16 protein-coding genes are annotated in these 16,351 nt (G+C 43.0%); 13 read left to right on the top strand and 3 right to left on the bottom strand.

What is annotated here, in order from left to right:
- Positions 1-77 precede the first annotated feature (77 nt).
- Positions 78-1,823, top strand: coding sequence for a M23 family metallopeptidase (locus FLA_RS28840; RefSeq protein WP_076376884.1), 1,746 nt, complete (start codon positions 78-80; stop codon positions 1,821-1,823).
- Positions 1,798-2,268, top strand: coding sequence for a thioredoxin-dependent thiol peroxidase (bcp, locus tag FLA_RS28835; protein ID WP_076376882.1), 471 nt, complete (start codon positions 1,798-1,800; stop codon positions 2,266-2,268). The genes FLA_RS28840 and bcp overlap by 26 nt, the downstream gene beginning before the upstream one ends.
- On the opposite strand, the gene FLA_RS28830 is transcribed toward bcp, so the two are convergent.
- A complete protein-coding gene (locus FLA_RS28830) occupies positions 2,265-3,035 on the bottom strand; it encodes a biotin--[acetyl-CoA-carboxylase] ligase (protein WP_231940352.1) in 771 nt (256 codons plus the stop codon). The genes bcp and FLA_RS28830 overlap by 4 nt on opposite strands.
- Positions 3,036-3,096: 61 nt before the next feature.
- Here FLA_RS28830 and rsfS point away from each other — a divergent pair, with 61 nt between their 5' ends.
- From rsfS to FLA_RS28805, 5 genes are read left to right on the top strand one after another with little or no spacing between them, the layout of a single operon-like run.
- Positions 3,097-3,501, top strand: coding sequence for a ribosome silencing factor (gene rsfS, locus FLA_RS28825; protein WP_076376880.1), 405 nt, complete (start codon positions 3,097-3,099; stop codon positions 3,499-3,501).
- A 54-nt stretch (positions 3,502-3,555) separates the two neighbouring features.
- On the top strand, positions 3,556-5,637 hold the full coding sequence (gene ftsH, locus FLA_RS28820; protein ID WP_076376878.1) for an ATP-dependent zinc metalloprotease FtsH: 2,082 nt from the start codon (positions 3,556-3,558) through the stop codon (positions 5,635-5,637).
- A 14-nt stretch (positions 5,638-5,651) separates the two neighbouring features.
- Positions 5,652-6,299 carry a LutC/YkgG family protein gene (locus FLA_RS28815; RefSeq protein ID WP_076376876.1) on the top strand — a complete coding sequence of 216 codons (648 nt, stop codon included), beginning with the start codon at positions 5,652-5,654 and terminating at the stop codon, positions 6,297-6,299.
- 23 nt (positions 6,300-6,322) lie between these two features.
- The gene (locus FLA_RS28810; RefSeq protein ID WP_076376874.1) at positions 6,323-7,081 is read left to right on the top strand and encodes a UDP-2,3-diacylglucosamine diphosphatase; all 759 of its coding nucleotides are present in this window, start codon (positions 6,323-6,325) and stop codon (positions 7,079-7,081) included.
- A gap of 30 nt (positions 7,082-7,111) precedes the next feature.
- The gene (locus FLA_RS28805) at positions 7,112-8,200 is read left to right on the top strand and encodes a mechanosensitive ion channel family protein (protein WP_076376872.1); all 1,089 of its coding nucleotides are present in this window, start codon (positions 7,112-7,114) and stop codon (positions 8,198-8,200) included.
- 23 nt (positions 8,201-8,223) lie between these two features.
- Here the strand turns inward: FLA_RS28805 and FLA_RS31300 are convergent, their stop codons facing one another.
- Entirely contained in the window at positions 8,224-11,220 is a 2,997-nt protein-coding gene (locus tag FLA_RS31300; RefSeq protein ID WP_076376870.1) for a MerR family transcriptional regulator, read from the bottom strand.
- A 116-nt stretch (positions 11,221-11,336) separates the two neighbouring features.
- Between FLA_RS31300 and FLA_RS28795 the strand changes: the two genes are divergently transcribed.
- Both FLA_RS28795 and FLA_RS28790 read left to right on the top strand, forming a co-directional pair.
- A complete protein-coding gene (locus tag FLA_RS28795; RefSeq protein WP_076376868.1) occupies positions 11,337-12,188 on the top strand; it encodes a 3-hydroxyacyl-CoA dehydrogenase NAD-binding domain-containing protein in 852 nt (283 codons plus the stop codon).
- Positions 12,189-12,208: 20 nt separating this feature from the next.
- Complete coding sequence (locus FLA_RS28790; RefSeq protein WP_084206064.1) at positions 12,209-13,186, top strand: NAD-dependent epimerase/dehydratase family protein; 978 nt, start codon at positions 12,209-12,211, stop codon at positions 13,184-13,186.
- A gap of 130 nt (positions 13,187-13,316) precedes the next feature.
- Here the strand turns inward: FLA_RS28790 and FLA_RS28785 are convergent, their stop codons facing one another.
- On the bottom strand, positions 13,317-14,264 hold the full coding sequence (locus tag FLA_RS28785) for a UDP-3-O-(3-hydroxymyristoyl)glucosamine N-acyltransferase (RefSeq protein ID WP_076376864.1): 948 nt from the start codon (positions 14,262-14,264) through the stop codon (positions 13,317-13,319).
- A 413-nt stretch (positions 14,265-14,677) separates the two neighbouring features.
- Between FLA_RS28785 and FLA_RS28780 the strand changes: the two genes are divergently transcribed.
- The 4 genes from FLA_RS28780 (at position 14,678) to FLA_RS28770 (ending at position 16,344) form a co-directional block, all read left to right on the top strand.
- Positions 14,678-15,268: a pseudouridine synthase gene (locus tag FLA_RS28780; protein ID WP_076376862.1), complete on the top strand. Its 591-nt coding sequence runs from the start codon at positions 14,678-14,680 to the stop codon at positions 15,266-15,268.
- On the top strand, positions 15,261-15,452 hold the full coding sequence (locus tag FLA_RS31900; RefSeq protein ID WP_231940351.1) for a hypothetical protein: 192 nt from the start codon (positions 15,261-15,263) through the stop codon (positions 15,450-15,452). The genes FLA_RS28780 and FLA_RS31900 overlap by 8 nt, the downstream gene beginning before the upstream one ends.
- Positions 15,419-15,715 (top strand): GNAT family N-acetyltransferase, encoded by a 297-nt coding sequence (locus FLA_RS28775; RefSeq protein ID WP_231940350.1) that lies wholly within the window; start codon positions 15,419-15,421, stop codon positions 15,713-15,715. The genes FLA_RS31900 and FLA_RS28775 overlap by 34 nt, the downstream gene beginning before the upstream one ends.
- Positions 15,716-15,921: 206 nt before the next feature.
- Entirely contained in the window at positions 15,922-16,344 is a 423-nt protein-coding gene (locus FLA_RS28770; protein WP_076376860.1) for a hypothetical protein, read from the top strand.
- Positions 16,345-16,351 lie beyond the last annotated feature (7 nt).

The following is a 16,351-nucleotide window of genomic DNA, read 5'->3' as shown; positions in this document are numbered from 1 at the left end:
TATGTTGCTCCGGCTGGATAAATTGCGCAAAAGTAAGTTTTAGAAATCAATTGTAGCCGGATAAATTTTATTTTTTGATGCCCAAGCCATTATTTTTTTTAGTGCTTCTCGTAAGCAACCTCCGTATCCAAGCCCAATCTGCCACTGTTTTCCCGCAGGAATACTTCCGTAACCCGCTGGGAGTGCCCATACAGCTGAGCGCCAATTTTGGAGAAATTCGCAAAGATCACTTCCATATGGGGCTGGATATCCGCACCAAACAACGTGAAAACCTGCCTGTTTATGCCGCTGCCGGTGGTTTTATCAGTCGTATTTCTATTCAACGCTATGGATATGGAAAAGCCATATATATTCAGCACCCTAACGGTTTTACCACGGTATATGGCCATTTGAACGGTTATTACGATACACTTAGCCATTATATTATTCAAAAACAATATACAGATAAACAGTGGGAACAGGATATTACCTTTTCGCCCGGTCAGTTTCCGGTAGAAAAAGGCCAGTTTATTGCCTGGAGCGGTAATACCGGCTCTTCCGGCGGACCACACCTGCATTTCGAAATTCGTGACACCCGCACCGGCAAAAACCTGAATCCCCTGCTGTTTGGAATGGAGGTAGAAGATAATATTCCCCCCGTGCTGGAAGGATTATATTGGTTCGATCGCCGTTACAGCACCTACCAAACCAGCCCCAAACCCATTGCCATCGTGAATAACAAAGGTAGCTACCAGCTGAAAGGTGGTGGTGATACCCTGCACATAGGCTCGCCCCGCATTAGCTTCGGCGTTCGGGCAGAAGACCGTACCAACAGCTCATCTTTCCTGTTTGGCATTTATGAAGCGGGTTTGTGGATGGACGATAGCCTGCGCTGCTATTTTCAGGTAAACAATTTCTCTTATCCTGATAGCCGGTACGTGAATGGCAGCATTGATTACGCTACCTTTTTGCACACCGGCAAAGGCATTCAGCATTTGTCGCGCCTGCCAGGTAACGAGTTAAGCATTTATAATACAGATGACAACAATGGCGTTATCTCGCTTACCGATACCCTGCCACACACGGTTCGTATACTGCTGAAAGATGTGGAAGGCAACAGCACTGTAATGCAGTATATGGTGCGCTACGACAGCACTTTACAGGAAGACCTGTTTTTTACTATGAACAGCGTGGCCGTGCCGCCAAACCAACCTTACAACATTAACGAGCAGGAAGTAAAAGCGTCTTTCGATGCCTTTGCTTTTTACGATATAGTACCTTTTGTGCTGGGCCAGCAGCCCCGCCAGCAATGGCCACAGGCTTCTTCACAAGCCCTGTTGCACAATGAAAACGTGCCGGTACACGATATGTATACCGTGCAACTACCTTTGCAGCCCGTAGCTGCTAATTATACGGATAGATTGGTGATGCAGCTGCAAAGTGGCCGTTATCGTTTATACCAGAAAGCACAACCTGCTTCTAATGGCTGGTTTAGCGGCAGCTTTAACCGCCTGGGCAATGTGCAGTTGCTGGTAGACACTGTACCTCCTTCCATTACTCCCATAGGCTGGAAAGACAACCAGGTATTTACCACCCAAAGCAGCATTCGCGTGCGTTGCAGCGATAATATTGATGAAGTACGCAACTTCAATGCTTACCTAGATGGGCAGTGGATATTATTCACCCACAGCACCTACGATTATATCTATACTTTTGACGAACATTGCACCTTAGGTGAACACGTGCTGAGTGTGTCGGTACAGGATCTGGCTGGTAACACCAGTGTACGTGAATTTAATTTTATTAAAAAAGAACCCAATGGCAACAATAAAAGAAGGAAGTAAAGCACCAGATTTTACAGGCACCGATCAGAACGGCAACACCGTATCGCTGCACGATTTTAAAGGTAAAAAAGTAGTACTGTATTTCTACCCGAAAGATGACACTCCAGGTTGTACTGCACAGGCCTGTAACCTGCGTGATAACTACAGTGACTTACTGAAAAAAGGCTATCAGGTAATTGGTGTAAGCACAGATAGCGTAAAAAGTCACAAGAAGTTTGAAACCAAATACGAGTTGCCTTTTCCGCTGATTGCAGACGAAGACAAAGCTATTGTTGAAAAATATGGCGTGTACGGCGAAAAAACCTTTATGGGCAAAACTCATATGGGCACTATCCGCACCACATTTTTAATTGATGAAGAAGGTAGCGTGTATAAAGTGTTGGATAAACCCGATACTAAAAATCAAACACAACAGGTGTTTGAAGCATGGGAAGCAGCCAGCTAAAGCACCCATTGCACTTCGCCAAACTGAAAACTTTCCTGCATGGCTTCTTTTACCCAAAGGAGGCCATTGCTGTCTACATAATCAATCACGCAGGTAAACGCTGTGTTTTCTTTTCTCAGCATTACCCTTTCACCCCGCTTAAACAGGATGTTGTTGTAAGATTCCAGTAACAGCCGCTCTTTTTCGGGGTTATTGATACTCTGTTGCAACTGAGTATAGCGAATTTGCAGGCAAGCACACAGCTCTTTGGCCAGGGCTACTGTATCGAAAGTTTTACCAGTAATTTGCCTTAATGAAACAGCGCGTTGCAGTTCTTCAAAGGCTCCCTGGTTTACATTAGTGCCCATTCCTACTACGGCCCACTGCCATTTACTGCCTTTTACCACCGTTTCAATCAGCATTCCTCCTGCCTTTCTGTCACGCCAATACAAGTCGTTTGGCCATTTAATTCTTGTTTCGTCCAGCGCATATTTGCTGTAGAAATCGTGCCAGGCCAGCGAAGCCGCCATACTCAGGTAAAATTGTTTGGAAAGCGGTAACCAGCTGGTATCCAGCAACACAGACAGGATAACGTTTTGCAAAGGGGCTGTTTTCCACACTTTGCCGCGTTGTCCCTTACCGGCTGTTTGTTCGTGGGCAAACCAGGCACTGCCATGTATTCCTGCACCATTTTGAACAATGCCCATGGCATAGTTGTTGGTACTGTCAACACTGGTCAATTCTGTAAAAGGTTCCCCAATTATTTGAATGGCACGTGAAAGAGGCAAAAGAATTATTATTTTTGACGAGGCGAAACTACAATTTATTCATTTTAAACTTGTTTGATTATTGGCACCACTATCCGTTTTAGCTGCACGCCCAAAAAGCAGTGTTACTGCGCTCACCAGGAATTCTAAAATATTCAAATCTATAATAAAGGCCATCCAGGATAAAAAGGGTGAAAATATCATTTCGCTCGACCTCCGACAAATACCGGAGGCTGTAGCGGATTTCTTTATTATCTGTGAAGCCACAAGCACCACTCAGGTTAAAGCTATCAGCGACAACATAGAGGTTGAACTCAAAGATCAATTAGGAGAAACGCCCTACAAACACGAAGGCTTCCAGGCCCTGCAGTGGGTAATTATTGATTACGTGAATATTGTAGTGCACGTAATGCATCCTGATACCAGAAAATTTTATAAACTCGAAGAAATGTGGAACGATGCTTCAGGAATGGAGCATAACGACTAAACATTTTATACACTCAAACCTTATTAATACAATTTAGCTTTAGCAAACGACCGTATGGCACAAGATGATAAAAAAACAACGCCCGGCTTTAACGACAAGGGTGGAGATGACAAGGGACAGAGACGAGGGCCTAAATTTAGCATATACTGGATATACGCTATTATAGCCGCTATTTTAATAGGGTACAACTTATTAAACTTTAATTCAGCTAACACGCAGCAAACCAATGAGCAGGAATTCAAGCAAAACATGGTGGCTACCGGAGATGTTGATAAGCTGGATTTAAACAGCACCCGCTCGGAAGTGCTGGTGTATATTAAAAAAGACAGCGTTCACAAATCGTTTTACCAGGACAAATTCAAACGCACTGGTAGCTCTGATCTTTCTAAAGGACCACAGTTTGCTTTTAAAGTGACCGAATTAAAAGATTTCCAGGAAAGACTGAACAAGTTTACTGCCGATCATGGTATCAAAGAAATTGAAATTCATGTTACCCAGGATACAGAATGGTTTAGCCCTGTGTTCAACACCCTGTTTATGGTGTTACTGTTTGCAGGTATCTGGATACTGATGATGCGCAAAATGGGTGGCCCTGGTGGCGGTGGCGGACCAGGCGGTATTTTCAATATCGGTAAATCTAAAGCACAGCTATTTGAAAAAGGTACCAAAGTAAACATCACCTTCTCTGATGTTGCCGGTTTGGATGAAGCCAAACAAGAGGTAATGGAGATTGTAGACTTCCTGAAAAATCCGAAGAAATATACAGCCCTGGGTGGTAAAATACCGAAAGGCGCATTACTGGTAGGCCCTCCCGGTACAGGTAAAACCTTACTGGCAAAAGCAATGGCCGGTGAAGCACAGGTTCCTTTCTTTAGCATGAGCGGTTCTGATTTCGTTGAATTGTTTGTAGGTGTAGGTGCCAGCCGTGTACGTGACCTGTTTAAACAAGCCCGTGAAAAAGCGCCTTGCGTAATTTTCATTGACGAGATTGACGCTATTGGTCGTGCACGTGGTCGCAACGCTATCATGAGCAATGACGAACGCGAAAACACACTGAACCAGTTACTGGTAGAAATGGATGGTTTTGGCACAGACAGCGGTATCATTATCCTCGCTGCAACCAACAGACCTGACGTACTGGATACTGCGTTATTACGCCCAGGACGCTTTGACAGACAAATAAGCATTGACCGCCCGGATGTAAAAGGTCGTGAAGCCATCTTCAAAGTACACCTGAAACCGATTAAAATTTCTCAAACACTCGATATTCACAAACTGGCTGAACAAACTCCTGGTTTTGCAGGTGCTGATATTGCCAACGTTTGTAACGAAGCTGCCCTGATAGCTGCCCGTAAAGGCAAAGAAGCGGTAGACATGAGCGACTTCCAGGATGCCATTGACAGGGTTATTGGCGGTTTGGAGAAAAAGAACAAGATTATTCTTCCGGAAGAGAAAGAAATTATCGCTTATCACGAAGCCGGACACGCTATCTGTGGCTGGTATTTAGAACATGCCTATCCCTTATTAAAGGTGACAATTGTTCCACGTGGCACAGCAGCATTAGGTTATGCACAGTACACTCCTAAAGAGCAATACCTGTACAATACCGACCAACTGACCGATCAGATTTGTATGACTTTGGGGGGCCGTGCTGCTGAGGAAATTTTCTTTGGTAAAATTTCTACCGGAGCATCTAACGATCTTCAACAGATCACCAAAATAGCCTACTCGATGATTACTGTATACGGTATGAACGATAAAGTAGGTAACATCAGCTACTACGATCCGCAACAAGACAATACTTTTACCAAGCCTTATAGCGAAGAAACAGGTAAACTGATTGACACGGAAGTAAGAAAACTGATACAGGATGCTTACGTACGCACTAAACAATTGTTAGAGGAGAAAAAAGCACAGGTAGAAATACTGGCTAAACAACTGTTAACAAAAGAAGTGTTGTTCCAGAGCGATGTAGAGACTTTAATTGGCAAACGTCCTTTCGAAGATAAAAAGCCGCTGGATATAGATCCGGAAGGAAAGCACACAGAGCCAGGAGCTATCAGCGAAGGTGTTCCTCCTTACGATGGTGGTTTAAACAAACTGCCGGTGGAAGAAAAAAACGAAGGCAACGTATAGAACATATATAAAAGATGAAAGTTTCTCCTTCAAAAGAAAACATTCTGAAAAAAATAAGACAGGCACTGAGTAATCCGGTGCCTGTTCCTTTTCCACACAGTGAGGGCACAGAATCAATATTTAAACCTGCACAGCAGGAATTGGAAGTAGAGTTTGCAGAAAATTTTACGAGCCTGCAGGGTCGTTTTGTGTTTTGTGAAAACGAACAGGAACTCGTACAACAACTACAGGCATTAATAGTTTCTAAAGAGTGGAAGCAATTGTATTGCCGCGAAGAGCAAATGAAAACCGCTTTACAACAAAGTGGCTTTTCTATTCCCTTTAATGCGCCTGATGTATACAGCAGCGATGCTGCCATCACCACCTGCGAGTGGCTGGTAGCGCGTACTGGCAGTATTATTATGAGCAGCGCACAACCCAGCGGACGTACCACCAGTGTATACACGCCTATACATATTTGCGTAGCCTACACCGATCAGCTGGTATATGATATTAAAGATGCGCTACTGGGTGTAAAGGAACGTTACCCACGCAATATACCTTCCTTAATAACCCTCGCAACAGGCCCCAGCCGTACCGCAGATATTGAAAAAACGCTGGTTACCGGTGTACACGGACCTAAAGAAGTGTTTTGTTTTTTAGTGGAAAGGACAGCCCCATAACAGCTTATTTTTATCTTTACCCCATGACTGAAGTTGCGCCAGGCAAGAAAATATACTTTTTATCCGACTTTCATTTAGGGGCTCCTAATTACGAAGCCAGCCTGATAAGAGAGAAAAAGATTGTTGCCTTTTTAGACGAGATCAAGCACGACGCACAGGAGATTTTTATAGTAGGAGATATGTTCGACTTCTGGTATGAATACAAAGAAGTGGTTCCGAAAGGCTATGTACGCTTATTGGGTAAGCTGGCCGAAATAACCGACAACGGCATACCTGTTTATTTCTTTTTAGGCAATCATGATATGTGGATGAGTGGCTACTTTGAACGTGAATTACATATTCCTGTATATAGCGAGCCTAAAGTATTTGAGCGCAATGGCAAATCATTCTATATTGGTCACGGCGATGGATTAGGCCCCGGAGATCACGGCTATAAGTTTATTAAAAAGGTGTTCCGCAACCCCGTTTGCCAGTGGTTATTTGGGCAATTACACCCTACCTGGGGCATTGGATTAGCCAATTATTTTAGCCGCAAAAGCAGGGCTAAAACGGGCAATGCTGATTCGTTTTTCCTGGGAGAAGACAACGAGTGGCTGATTATTTATTCCAAAGAGGTGTTGGCCAAACAGCACTACGACTTCTTTGTTTTTGGGCACCGCCATTACCCGTTAGACCTCTCATTAGGCAATAACAGCCGGTATATTAACCTTGGCGACTGGATCACTAACTTTACATATGCCTACTTCGATGGCAATGATGTGTACTTGAAAAAGCGGGATTAATACCTGCTAATGCTATAAAAGCCACCTGGTATGAAAGAACTACTACAACGCTCTATTTTTGGCAATACCATTGAAACCTATTTAATAGTTGCCACCTCCATTGCTATTGCCTTATTGGTAAAACGGTTTGTTTCTAAATACCTGGCAATACTGCTGTTTAAAATATTTACCAAGGCAGGCAAAACCTTTCACAAAGCCTATTTTCTGCAATTAGTGGTATCGCCATTGGAATGGTTTCTTGCCTTGTTTATGATAGTGGTAGCACTGGATAAACTACACCTGCCGTTCTTCCTCGATTTTAAAATTTACCGGGCCGATAGCAGGGATATAATTGATGCTGTAACCAATGCTACATTAATTATCATATTTATACGGTTGTGTGTTCGGGTGGTTCAGTTTTTTGGGATGATACTGGAAGAGAAAGCCCGTGAATCGCAGGCCGACAGCCAGCTGGTAGTATTTTTTAAAGACTTTTTTCGCGTCATACTTATTATTATAGGCATTCTTTTAATACTACGTTTCTCGTTCCATTACAACATCAGCAACCTGCTTACCGGCCTTAGTATAGTAGGTGCCGCTATAGCACTGGCCACCAAAGAAAGCCTGGAAAACTTAATCGCTTCTTTTATTATATTTTTTGATAAACCTTTTACTACAGGCGATACCGTTAAAGTAAACAGCTTTACCGGAGCCGTGGAGAAAATAGGCTTACGCAGCACCCGTATACGTACCGATCAGAAAACCTATATCACTGTTCCTAATAAACAGATGGTAGACTCTATACTGGACAATATTACCCTGCGCAGCCAGCGTAAAGTAGAATTAAGGCTGGAAGTAGGTTTGTCAGCTACAGTGCCACAGCTACAAGCCCTTATCGCTAATATTAAACAGATATTGAAGCAGGATGATGTTATCAGCAACTCCGTATTTTTAAGTGATACGGGTAAGAATGCACATATTATTACGGTAGATTATTTTACCGCTATGCACCAGACTACAGAAGAGTTTAACCAGTTCAGGGAGAAAGTGAATTTTGCTATTATCGACTTACTGGCTCAAAAAGAAACTGCACTGGCAGCAGCCAGTGCAGATGTAGTTATTCATCAGGCCCAGCCTTAACAGCCGGGCTCTTTAATATCTGGTTAAGAAAGCAAACTAGCTTTAAACTCCAGCAGAAAATTACGCACTTTGGTTAACGATTGCACCAGTTGTGTATTGGTATCTGCCTTCTTCTTATTCGTTTTCAGGTATTCTTTTGCTCCTTCAATAGTAAACTTCCGCTGACGTAACAGGTAATAGATCACCTGCAAGTTTTTCACATCTTCCGGACGGAATAAACGATCACCCTTCCTGTTTTTACGTGGCTTTAAAATGGTAAACTCATTCTCCCAGAAACGAAGCAGGGAGGGATTTACATTGAACCAACTTGCCACCACACTAATAGGATAGTATTGTTTTTCAAATAATACATCATCATCCGGCACCTGCAACAGATCAATGTCTGCATCGATTTCCCGGAGCGACTTACGACCTCTTTTCTGCTTCCCCTGATTCGGCAGTTCGCGCTTACCGGTTTTGTCGCCGGAAGCCCTTACAGCTAAAGCTTCTTCTTCTGCCGTGGTAATATACACATCTTCTTCCTCTTCGTCATTCGCAGCATCAAACAAAGATTGTTCTGCGTACACAGGTTTTTCTACAGCCTCGGCATACTCAAATACAGACTGCTGTTTTACTCCACCAGTAATATTTTCTTTGGCAACAGCGGCCACTTGCTCTTCTGCCAGGTCATTAGACTTCTCTGCTTCCGCAACAACCAGCTGCACTTCTTCAACGGTTGCAATTTCCTCAGTCAATGCATCCTCTTCCGTCTCTTCCTCTTCATAGCTAACACCATCTGCATCCTGAGCAACTATATCTTCTTCAAAAACAGGCTCTTCAGCTTCAACAACCTCTTCTTCAATTACTTCATCCTGTTCTTCTGCAGTGGCTTCCACTTCTTCTTCCCATATCTCGTATACTTCCAACTCTTCATCGCCTTCTTCCTCATATTCTATGGCTTCCTCTACCACTTCTTCCACTTCACCACTCGCAGTTACCTCTATCAACTCCTCTTCATACGCTTCTCCTTCTTCCAGTTCTTCATATTCCTCGAATTCATCCTCTTCAACAACAGCTTCTGTTTCAGAACCAGCTTCTACAGTATCCAATTCTTCCTCATCATCCTCTTCATTCTCTTCTGATTCTTCATACTCATATTCCTCAGTGTCCTCTTCTTCTGCAAGCTCTTCTGATTCTTCAATCTCGGAAACCTCTTCGCTCTCTTCTACTTCGGCACTGGCTTCTATAGCATCGAACTCTTCTTCAGTTTCTGCTTCACCTTCTTCCGACTCTTCATATTCGTCAGTTTCCTCTTCTCCAACAAGCTCTTCGGTTTCTTCTACCTCAGCAACTTCCTCGCTCTCTTCTACTTCGGCACTGGCTTCTATAGCATCGAACTCTTCTTCATTTTCAACTTCGCCTTCTTCTGACTCCTCGTATTCATATTCTTCGGCTTCCTCTTCTTCTCCAATCTCTTCGGTTTCTTCTACCTCAGCAACTTCTTCGCTCTCTTCTACTTCGGCACTGGCTTCTACAGTATCGAACTCTTCTTCATTTTCAACTTCGCCTTCTGACTCCTCGTATTCATATTCTTCGGCTTCCTCTTCTTCTCCAATCTCTTCGGTTTCTTCTACCTCGGAAACTTCTTCATTCTCTTCTACTTCGGCACTGGCTTCTACAGTATCGAACTCTTCCTCACTTTCAACTTCGCCTTCTTCTGACTCCTCGTATTCATATTCTTCGGTTTCCTCTTCTTCCACAAGCTCATCGGATTCTTCCACCTCAGCAACTTCTTCGCTCTCTTCTACTTCAGCACTGGCTTCTACAGCATAAAATTCTTCTTCATTTTCAGCTTCCTCTTCTTCCGACTCTTCATATTCACCAGCTTCCTCTTCTTCAACAAGCTCTTCGGTTTCTTCTACCTCGGAAACTTCTTCATTCCCTTCTACTTCGGCACTGGCTTCTACAACATCGAACTCTTCCTCTCTTTCAACTTCGCCTGCTTCCGACTCCCCGTATGCTTCAACACCTTTATCTTCAACAACTTCTTCTGTTTCTTCCTCAACCTCATATTCAGAATCAGCAGATTCACCTATTTCTGTGTAAACCTCTTCTTCAAAAACATTTACCGGTTCGGGAATAACAACAGTTTCAGCAACTTCTGTCACCTCTTCACTAATGATTTCAGTGGCAATTGCAGGTTCCGCAACTTCCACTGTACTCTCCGCAGATATTTTTTCCAGAGCATGTTCTTCTGAAACTACCTCATCATCATCTTCCTCAATGGTGATAATGGTGGGTCTTTGCAGCCAGGTACGGTACGCAGTAATAGGTTTGATTTCTTCCTTAACAAGCTCCGGAGCAGGCTCTTGTATAGTGACAACTGGTTCAGCTGTTTCCTCTTCTTCCACTGGAGTTGCTGCCGTAACAGGTTCACTTACAGCGTCAGGCTGTGGGAGAATAACCTCTTCTATTTCTGGTAGTATCGTTTGTTGAACCAGAGTTTCGTCTGCTTCAATAGCAGCTGGCGCTGTTAAAACAGGTGCAGTCTCTTCTACTTGTATTGCTTCCTCAAAAACAATTTCTGTTGCTACGAGCTCTTCGGCGGATATTATGATTGATTCGGGAACTACCTCTACAGTCGTTTTTTCGGCAACCTTTGTAGCAGCAGCAACCTCAGCCATTGCCGTAGGACGCTGCAGTTCCTTAGGTTCTTCTGCGAAAAAAGGAAATTCCAGGTTAACGAATTCTCTGATGGGTGCATCAGTTGTTTTTTCTTCTGCCACCATGTTGGATTTGACAGTAGCCACTTCTTTCCCCCTGAACACAGGTAATGGCGAAGAAGCTTCTTTTACCACAGGTTGAACATCAGCTGCCTGGGTTTCTACATTACCAGGTTTCAGCTTTACTTTCACTCCAATTTTATTATCAGAAAAAACAAGCGGGTTGTCGGCAGGCGGTGCCACAACAACTTCTTCCGGTTGCTCTATCTCTAAAGGCTGCGGCTCGGTATTTAAACCAAATAAATCTAACTGTCGCATAATGTAAAAATAGTCATCCTTCTGTAGCTTATTATATGGCTACAAACGCGTTATACACATTGTGGATAATATGTAAGTATGTTATGAACGCCGTATGTTTGTAAAAAGTATACACTATGAGTCAAACAACTGTTATTTGTGTATGCGGTGCAGGAACTATGGGAAGTGGTATTGCCCAGCTGGCAGCACAAGCCGGTTTTACCACTATTCAGTTCGACATGCAGGAAAACATGCTTGCCAAAAGCCGCTCTTCTATCAGCAGTAGCCTGGACAAACTGGTGGAAAAGGGAAAGATAACAGCCGACGAAGCAACTGCTGTTCTATCCCGGATCTCCTTTACCAGCACACTGGAAAACTGCGTAGCCAACGTTGTGATAGAAGCCATTATTGAAAACAAAGAAGCAAAAACAACCCTCTTTAACCAACTGGCCGCCCTTAATACACCCGATACCATTTTCGCAACCAACACTTCCTCCATTGCTATTGATGCATTGGCACAGGAAGTGGTAAACCCGGAAAGGGTAGCAGGTTTACACTTTTTTAATCCCGCACCCGTAATGAAACTGGTAGAGGTAATTAAAGGCAGTAAAAGCAGCAGTAAGGTCATCAATCAGCTTACTCAACTGGCTAAAACCATGGGTAAAACACCGGTTGTTTGTAAAGATTCACCCGGCTTTATCGTCAATCGTGTAGCACGCCCTTATTACCTGGAAGCCATGCGTATTGTGGAATTACACCATACCGACATAGCCGGGATAGACAAGCTGCTGGAAGCCACCGGTTTTAAAATGGGGCCGTTTCGCCTGATGGACATGATTGGAATGGACGTGAACTTTGCCGTAAGCAATATTGTGTGGGAAGCACTGGATAAGCCAGAACGACTTACACCCAGTTTGCTGCAACAACAAAAAGTAGCGGCAGGAGAATTAGGCCGCAAAACAGGTAAAGGCTTTTATCAATACCTTTAGCAAACTTTATTTACAGCATTATGATACTTGTAACGGGCGCAACCGGCCTTGTAGGATCTCATCTGATACAGTCTTTATTACAGCAACAGCAGCCCATAAGAGCCACTTACCGTTCTGCCATTCCTTCTTTTACAGGGGCAGAAAAAGTGGAGTGGGTGCAGGCCGATATTCTGGATATTATCAGTCTGGAGCAAGCCATGCAAGGCGTTAAACAGGTGTATCACTGTGCTGCCATAGTATCGTTTCATCCTAAGCAAAAAGAGACACTACAACATACAAATGTAAATGGTACAGAAAACGTGGTAAACGCCTGCCTGCTGTACCATGTAGAAAAGTTGCTGTTTGTAAGTTCAGTAGCGGCACTGGGTCGCATTCGTGAAAAAGAAACCATCAACGAAACCATGTACTGGACGCCCGAAACCAGTAACAGTGAATATGGCAAAACCAAATACCTGGCCGAGATGGAAGTATGGCGCGGCATAGGGGAAGGGTTGAATGCAGTAATTGTAAACCCGGTAATTATACTGGGAGCCGGTGACTGGGAGAAAGGTTCTTCAGAACTTTTTAAAACAGCCTACAAAGAATTCCCCTGGTATACAGAAGGCGTTACCGGATTTGTAGATGTTGCGGACGTGGTAAAAGCCATGGTTGGACTGATGAACAGCAACATTTCGGGTGAACGCTTTATCATTAGTGCCGAAAACATCACTTATCGACAGTTGTTTACTTCTATGGCACAGTGTTTTGGCAAACGTCCGCCGCATCGCAATGTAACCCCACTGATAGCTGCTATTGTATGGCGATTGGAAGCGGTAAAAGGAATGCTTTCCGGTAAAGCCCCTTTACTTACCAAAGAAACCGCTCATACAGCCCAGGCTAAAGTGTATTTTGATAACAGCAAGCTCTTGAAGTTTTTACCCGACTTCCGTTACAAAGCATTAAGTAGTTCCATTACGGACATTTGTGGTGAACTGAAAAAGAAATACCAACTTCCCTAGAATGGTTTAACACAGTAAAGTGTTCATAATAAAAAAGTGGAGACACACTGTGATTACGAAAGTTATTGGAAAAAAATAAGGTCTGCTATAGCAGACCCCATTGTACACTTTTCAACAGAACAGTATATTTTTATTTGCCTTTCAGGATATTCCACATTTCAGGAATACGTTTAACCCACACTAACTCGCGCTTTTTAATACCCGCGTCTTCTGCAGGAGAACCAAAGTAAATTTTACCCCCTTCCAAAGAACCAGCAACACCACTTTGTGCAAGCACTACCGCATTCTCACCAATGGTGAGGGTTTTACTTACACCTACCTGACCCCAAAGGGTAACGCCATCCTCAATAACTGTGCATCCGGCTATACCTACCTGCGCAGCAAACAAACAGTTTTTGCCCACCACGGTATCATGTCCAATATGTACCATGTTGTCAAGCTTTGTTCCCCTGCCTATGCGGGTAACTGCTGTAACACCACGATCAATAGTACAACCAGCACCTATTTCTACATAATCTTCAATTACCACATGCCCGCAACTTTCCATTCTTTTATACCATACTTCACGGTTCTTTTTGGTGTTGTAATAAAATGCATCACTACCAATTACCGTTCCTGCCTGAATAACTACGTTATCACCAATCTCGGTGTAGTCCATAATGGTAACATTGGGGAAAACAACACAGTTACTACCTATAGTAACATGCTTTCCAATAAACACATTAGGCATAATCACCGTGTTTTCACCCCTTACCAGTGTGCTACTGATGGTTTCTACCGGCGCAACAAATGGCCTGAAGTGGTTCACTATCTTAAGATATGCTTCAAACGGCTGCTCAGTTACCAGCAAGGTTTTACCTTCCGGCACTTCTACCTCGTTTGTGTTGATGATGATGTGTGTAGCAGCGCTGTTTAAACAGGTGTTGTAATATTTTGGATGATCTACAAACGCAAGATCGCCTGCTTCTACCTGATGTAACTCATTTATACCCGAAGCTTGTGCCAAAGCATCGCCTTTAACGGATGCGCCTATGATGTTTGCGATATATTGAACGGTTACCGGAGCGGGAAACTTCATAAACTCTACTTATTTAGGCCGCAAAGTTAGGAATAGACATGTTGCTTACAGAAAATTTAATGTTTCATTACGAAGCGCTAAAAACGCATCAATAACATGTTCTCTCCTGCGCAAAAAATGCAATCGCTTTATGAAAGAACAATCGCTACAATGCAGTGTTCATCAATGTTTCAACCACTCATCATTTTTTGTTTTGCACATACACTACACACTTTATATTCGCATCATCAGCCTCTGATTACATGCCTCCCTTAACATAATTCACAGATTCTACAAAAAATGTGAATAAAATTCTTGTCATTTTTTTTTGAGTTAGAAAAAACTCTTTTTAATATTGTGTCGGGAATACAAGTTCCCGTACTTACTAACCCATCCATATAATAATCCCGCTTCTGCGGGATTTTTTATTTTATATGACTCACTACTTCATTATTTACAAGCCGTACCTGGTGTTATCACAGTTTTCTACACAAGACACCGACAAGAAAACATTGAAAGATTGCTTTGATGTTCCTTCTGATGTATATCCTGTAGGCCGTCTTGATTACGACAGTGAAGGTTTGTTACTGCTTACTAATGATGCGCGTTTAAATCACCGCTTGTTGCATCCTTCTTTTGCACACGAAAGAGAATACTGGGTGCAGGTAGATGGCGCTATCGACGCAGCCGCTATCAACAACCTGCAAAAGGGTGTGGTAATAACGCCCGATGGTAAACCGTATACTACCAAACCTTGCCGCGTTAAACTGTTAGAGCCTGCACCACCTGTTCCTGAACGTAATCCACCTATCCGCTTTAGAAAAGAAATACCCGCCCCGTGGGTGCAAATGATTTTGACAGAAGGCAAAAACAGGCAGGTGAGACGTATGACTGCTGCTGTAGGTTTTCCTACCTTAAGGTTGATAAGACAACGGATAGAAAAACTGGAACTGGGTAACATGCAACCTGGAGAAATTATCAGTTTATCTAAAAACACCCTCTTTAAAAAACTGTTCAATGAATAACTTTTATCAGGCAAAGAAAGAAGCGTATTTCATCAGCACCGATCCTTCCTTGCTAAACATCGAAGTAATCCATCACTTTCTTGCCTTCGAAACGCATTGGGCTAAAGATGTACCGGTATCTATTGTTGAAAAGTCAATTGCCGGTTCTTTATGCTTTGGCGTGTATCACCAACAACACAGGTAGGTTTTGCCCGCCTGATTACCGATAAAGCCACCTTTGCTTACCTGATAGATGTATTTATACTACCGGAATACCGTGGCAGAGGATTATCTGCATGGTTAATGGAGGTAATGCATGCACACCCCGAACTGCAAACAATACGCAGCTGGTTATTGACCACCTCCACTGCACACGGCTTGTATGAAAAGTGGGGATATGAAGTACATCCTAATCCACAAAAAGTGATGAGAAAATTCAACAATCAGGCATATACTAAAGACAAATAAACCCATTATATATACGCGCATTTTGTACTGTAACAGCTACTCATTTTCTAATGAGTTTTTAACCTGTTATTACCCGAAAAATACTATATTAGAGTAAGAATAACGTACCCCCTACAGTTGTAAGATTCTCTTCAATCCTTTGTCCTCTAAAAAGCCGCTTTAACGCAAACTACCTATGAACATTGTTAAACTAAACTGTATGCCCTATGGACTCGAATTTTACAGATTTCAATGTATTGGATTACCGCGAAAAGATTGCGGCACTGGATCAGGCTATATTTTATGTGTATGACGATAACGGAAGTAAACAGCCTATCAGTTTAATTACCCATTTCGATTTTGATGAAAACGGCACTTTGTTTTTCTGCTGTAGCCGGTTGCCCCTGACAGTTGCCAACTGGAATACCTTTGATGCAGAACTACAGTTTCATAAAAAAGGAATGTCGTATACACTACAACTATCCGGAATAGCAACAGTAGAAGATGCTGCCACCCGGCTGGTTTATTTTAAAGCATTGGATATCCAGCATCATGGAGACAGTGAAAAGCAGGTTAAGCACACTTACCTGCACAAACAGTGGCTATTTTTAAGAAGCCTATTAGGTCAGCAACAAGCAGCTTCTTTTTAAAGAACAT

This window comes from Filimonas lacunae, from assembly GCF_002355595.1.
In the GTDB taxonomy this organism is placed as follows: Bacteria; Bacteroidota; Bacteroidia; order Chitinophagales; family Chitinophagaceae; genus Filimonas; species Filimonas lacunae.
This window is presented reverse-complemented; position numbering and strand designations above follow the sequence as displayed.

Coding starts and splice junctions, on each gene's coding strand:
- FLA_RS28840 (WP_076376884.1), top strand. CDS start 78: ATGCCCAAGCCATTATTTTTTTTAGTGCTTCTCGTAAGCAACCTCCGT.
- FLA_RS28790 (WP_084206064.1), top strand. CDS start 12,209: ATGATACTTGTAACGGGCGCAACCGGCCTTGTAGGATCTCATCTGATA.
- FLA_RS28785 (WP_076376864.1), bottom strand. CDS start 14,264: ATGAAGTTTCCCGCTCCGGTAACCGTTCAATATATCGCAAACATCATA.
- FLA_RS28770 (WP_076376860.1), top strand. CDS start 15,922: ATGGACTCGAATTTTACAGATTTCAATGTATTGGATTACCGCGAAAAG.
- FLA_RS28805 (WP_076376872.1), top strand. CDS start 7,112: ATGAAAGAACTACTACAACGCTCTATTTTTGGCAATACCATTGAAACC.
- bcp (WP_076376882.1), top strand. CDS start 1,798: ATGGCAACAATAAAAGAAGGAAGTAAAGCACCAGATTTTACAGGCACC.
- FLA_RS31900 (WP_231940351.1), top strand. CDS start 15,261: ATGAATAACTTTTATCAGGCAAAGAAAGAAGCGTATTTCATCAGCACC.
- FLA_RS28795 (WP_076376868.1), top strand. CDS start 11,337: ATGAGTCAAACAACTGTTATTTGTGTATGCGGTGCAGGAACTATGGGA.
- FLA_RS28780 (WP_076376862.1), top strand. CDS start 14,678: ATGACTCACTACTTCATTATTTACAAGCCGTACCTGGTGTTATCACAG.
- FLA_RS28815 (WP_076376876.1), top strand. CDS start 5,652: ATGAAAGTTTCTCCTTCAAAAGAAAACATTCTGAAAAAAATAAGACAG.
- FLA_RS28810 (WP_076376874.1), top strand. CDS start 6,323: ATGACTGAAGTTGCGCCAGGCAAGAAAATATACTTTTTATCCGACTTT.
- FLA_RS31300 (WP_076376870.1), bottom strand. CDS start 11,220: ATGCGACAGTTAGATTTATTTGGTTTAAATACCGAGCCGCAGCCTTTA.
- ftsH (WP_076376878.1), top strand. CDS start 3,556: ATGGCACAAGATGATAAAAAAACAACGCCCGGCTTTAACGACAAGGGT.
- FLA_RS28775 (WP_231940350.1), top strand. CDS start 15,419: ATGCTTTGGCGTGTATCACCAACAACACAGGTAGGTTTTGCCCGCCTG.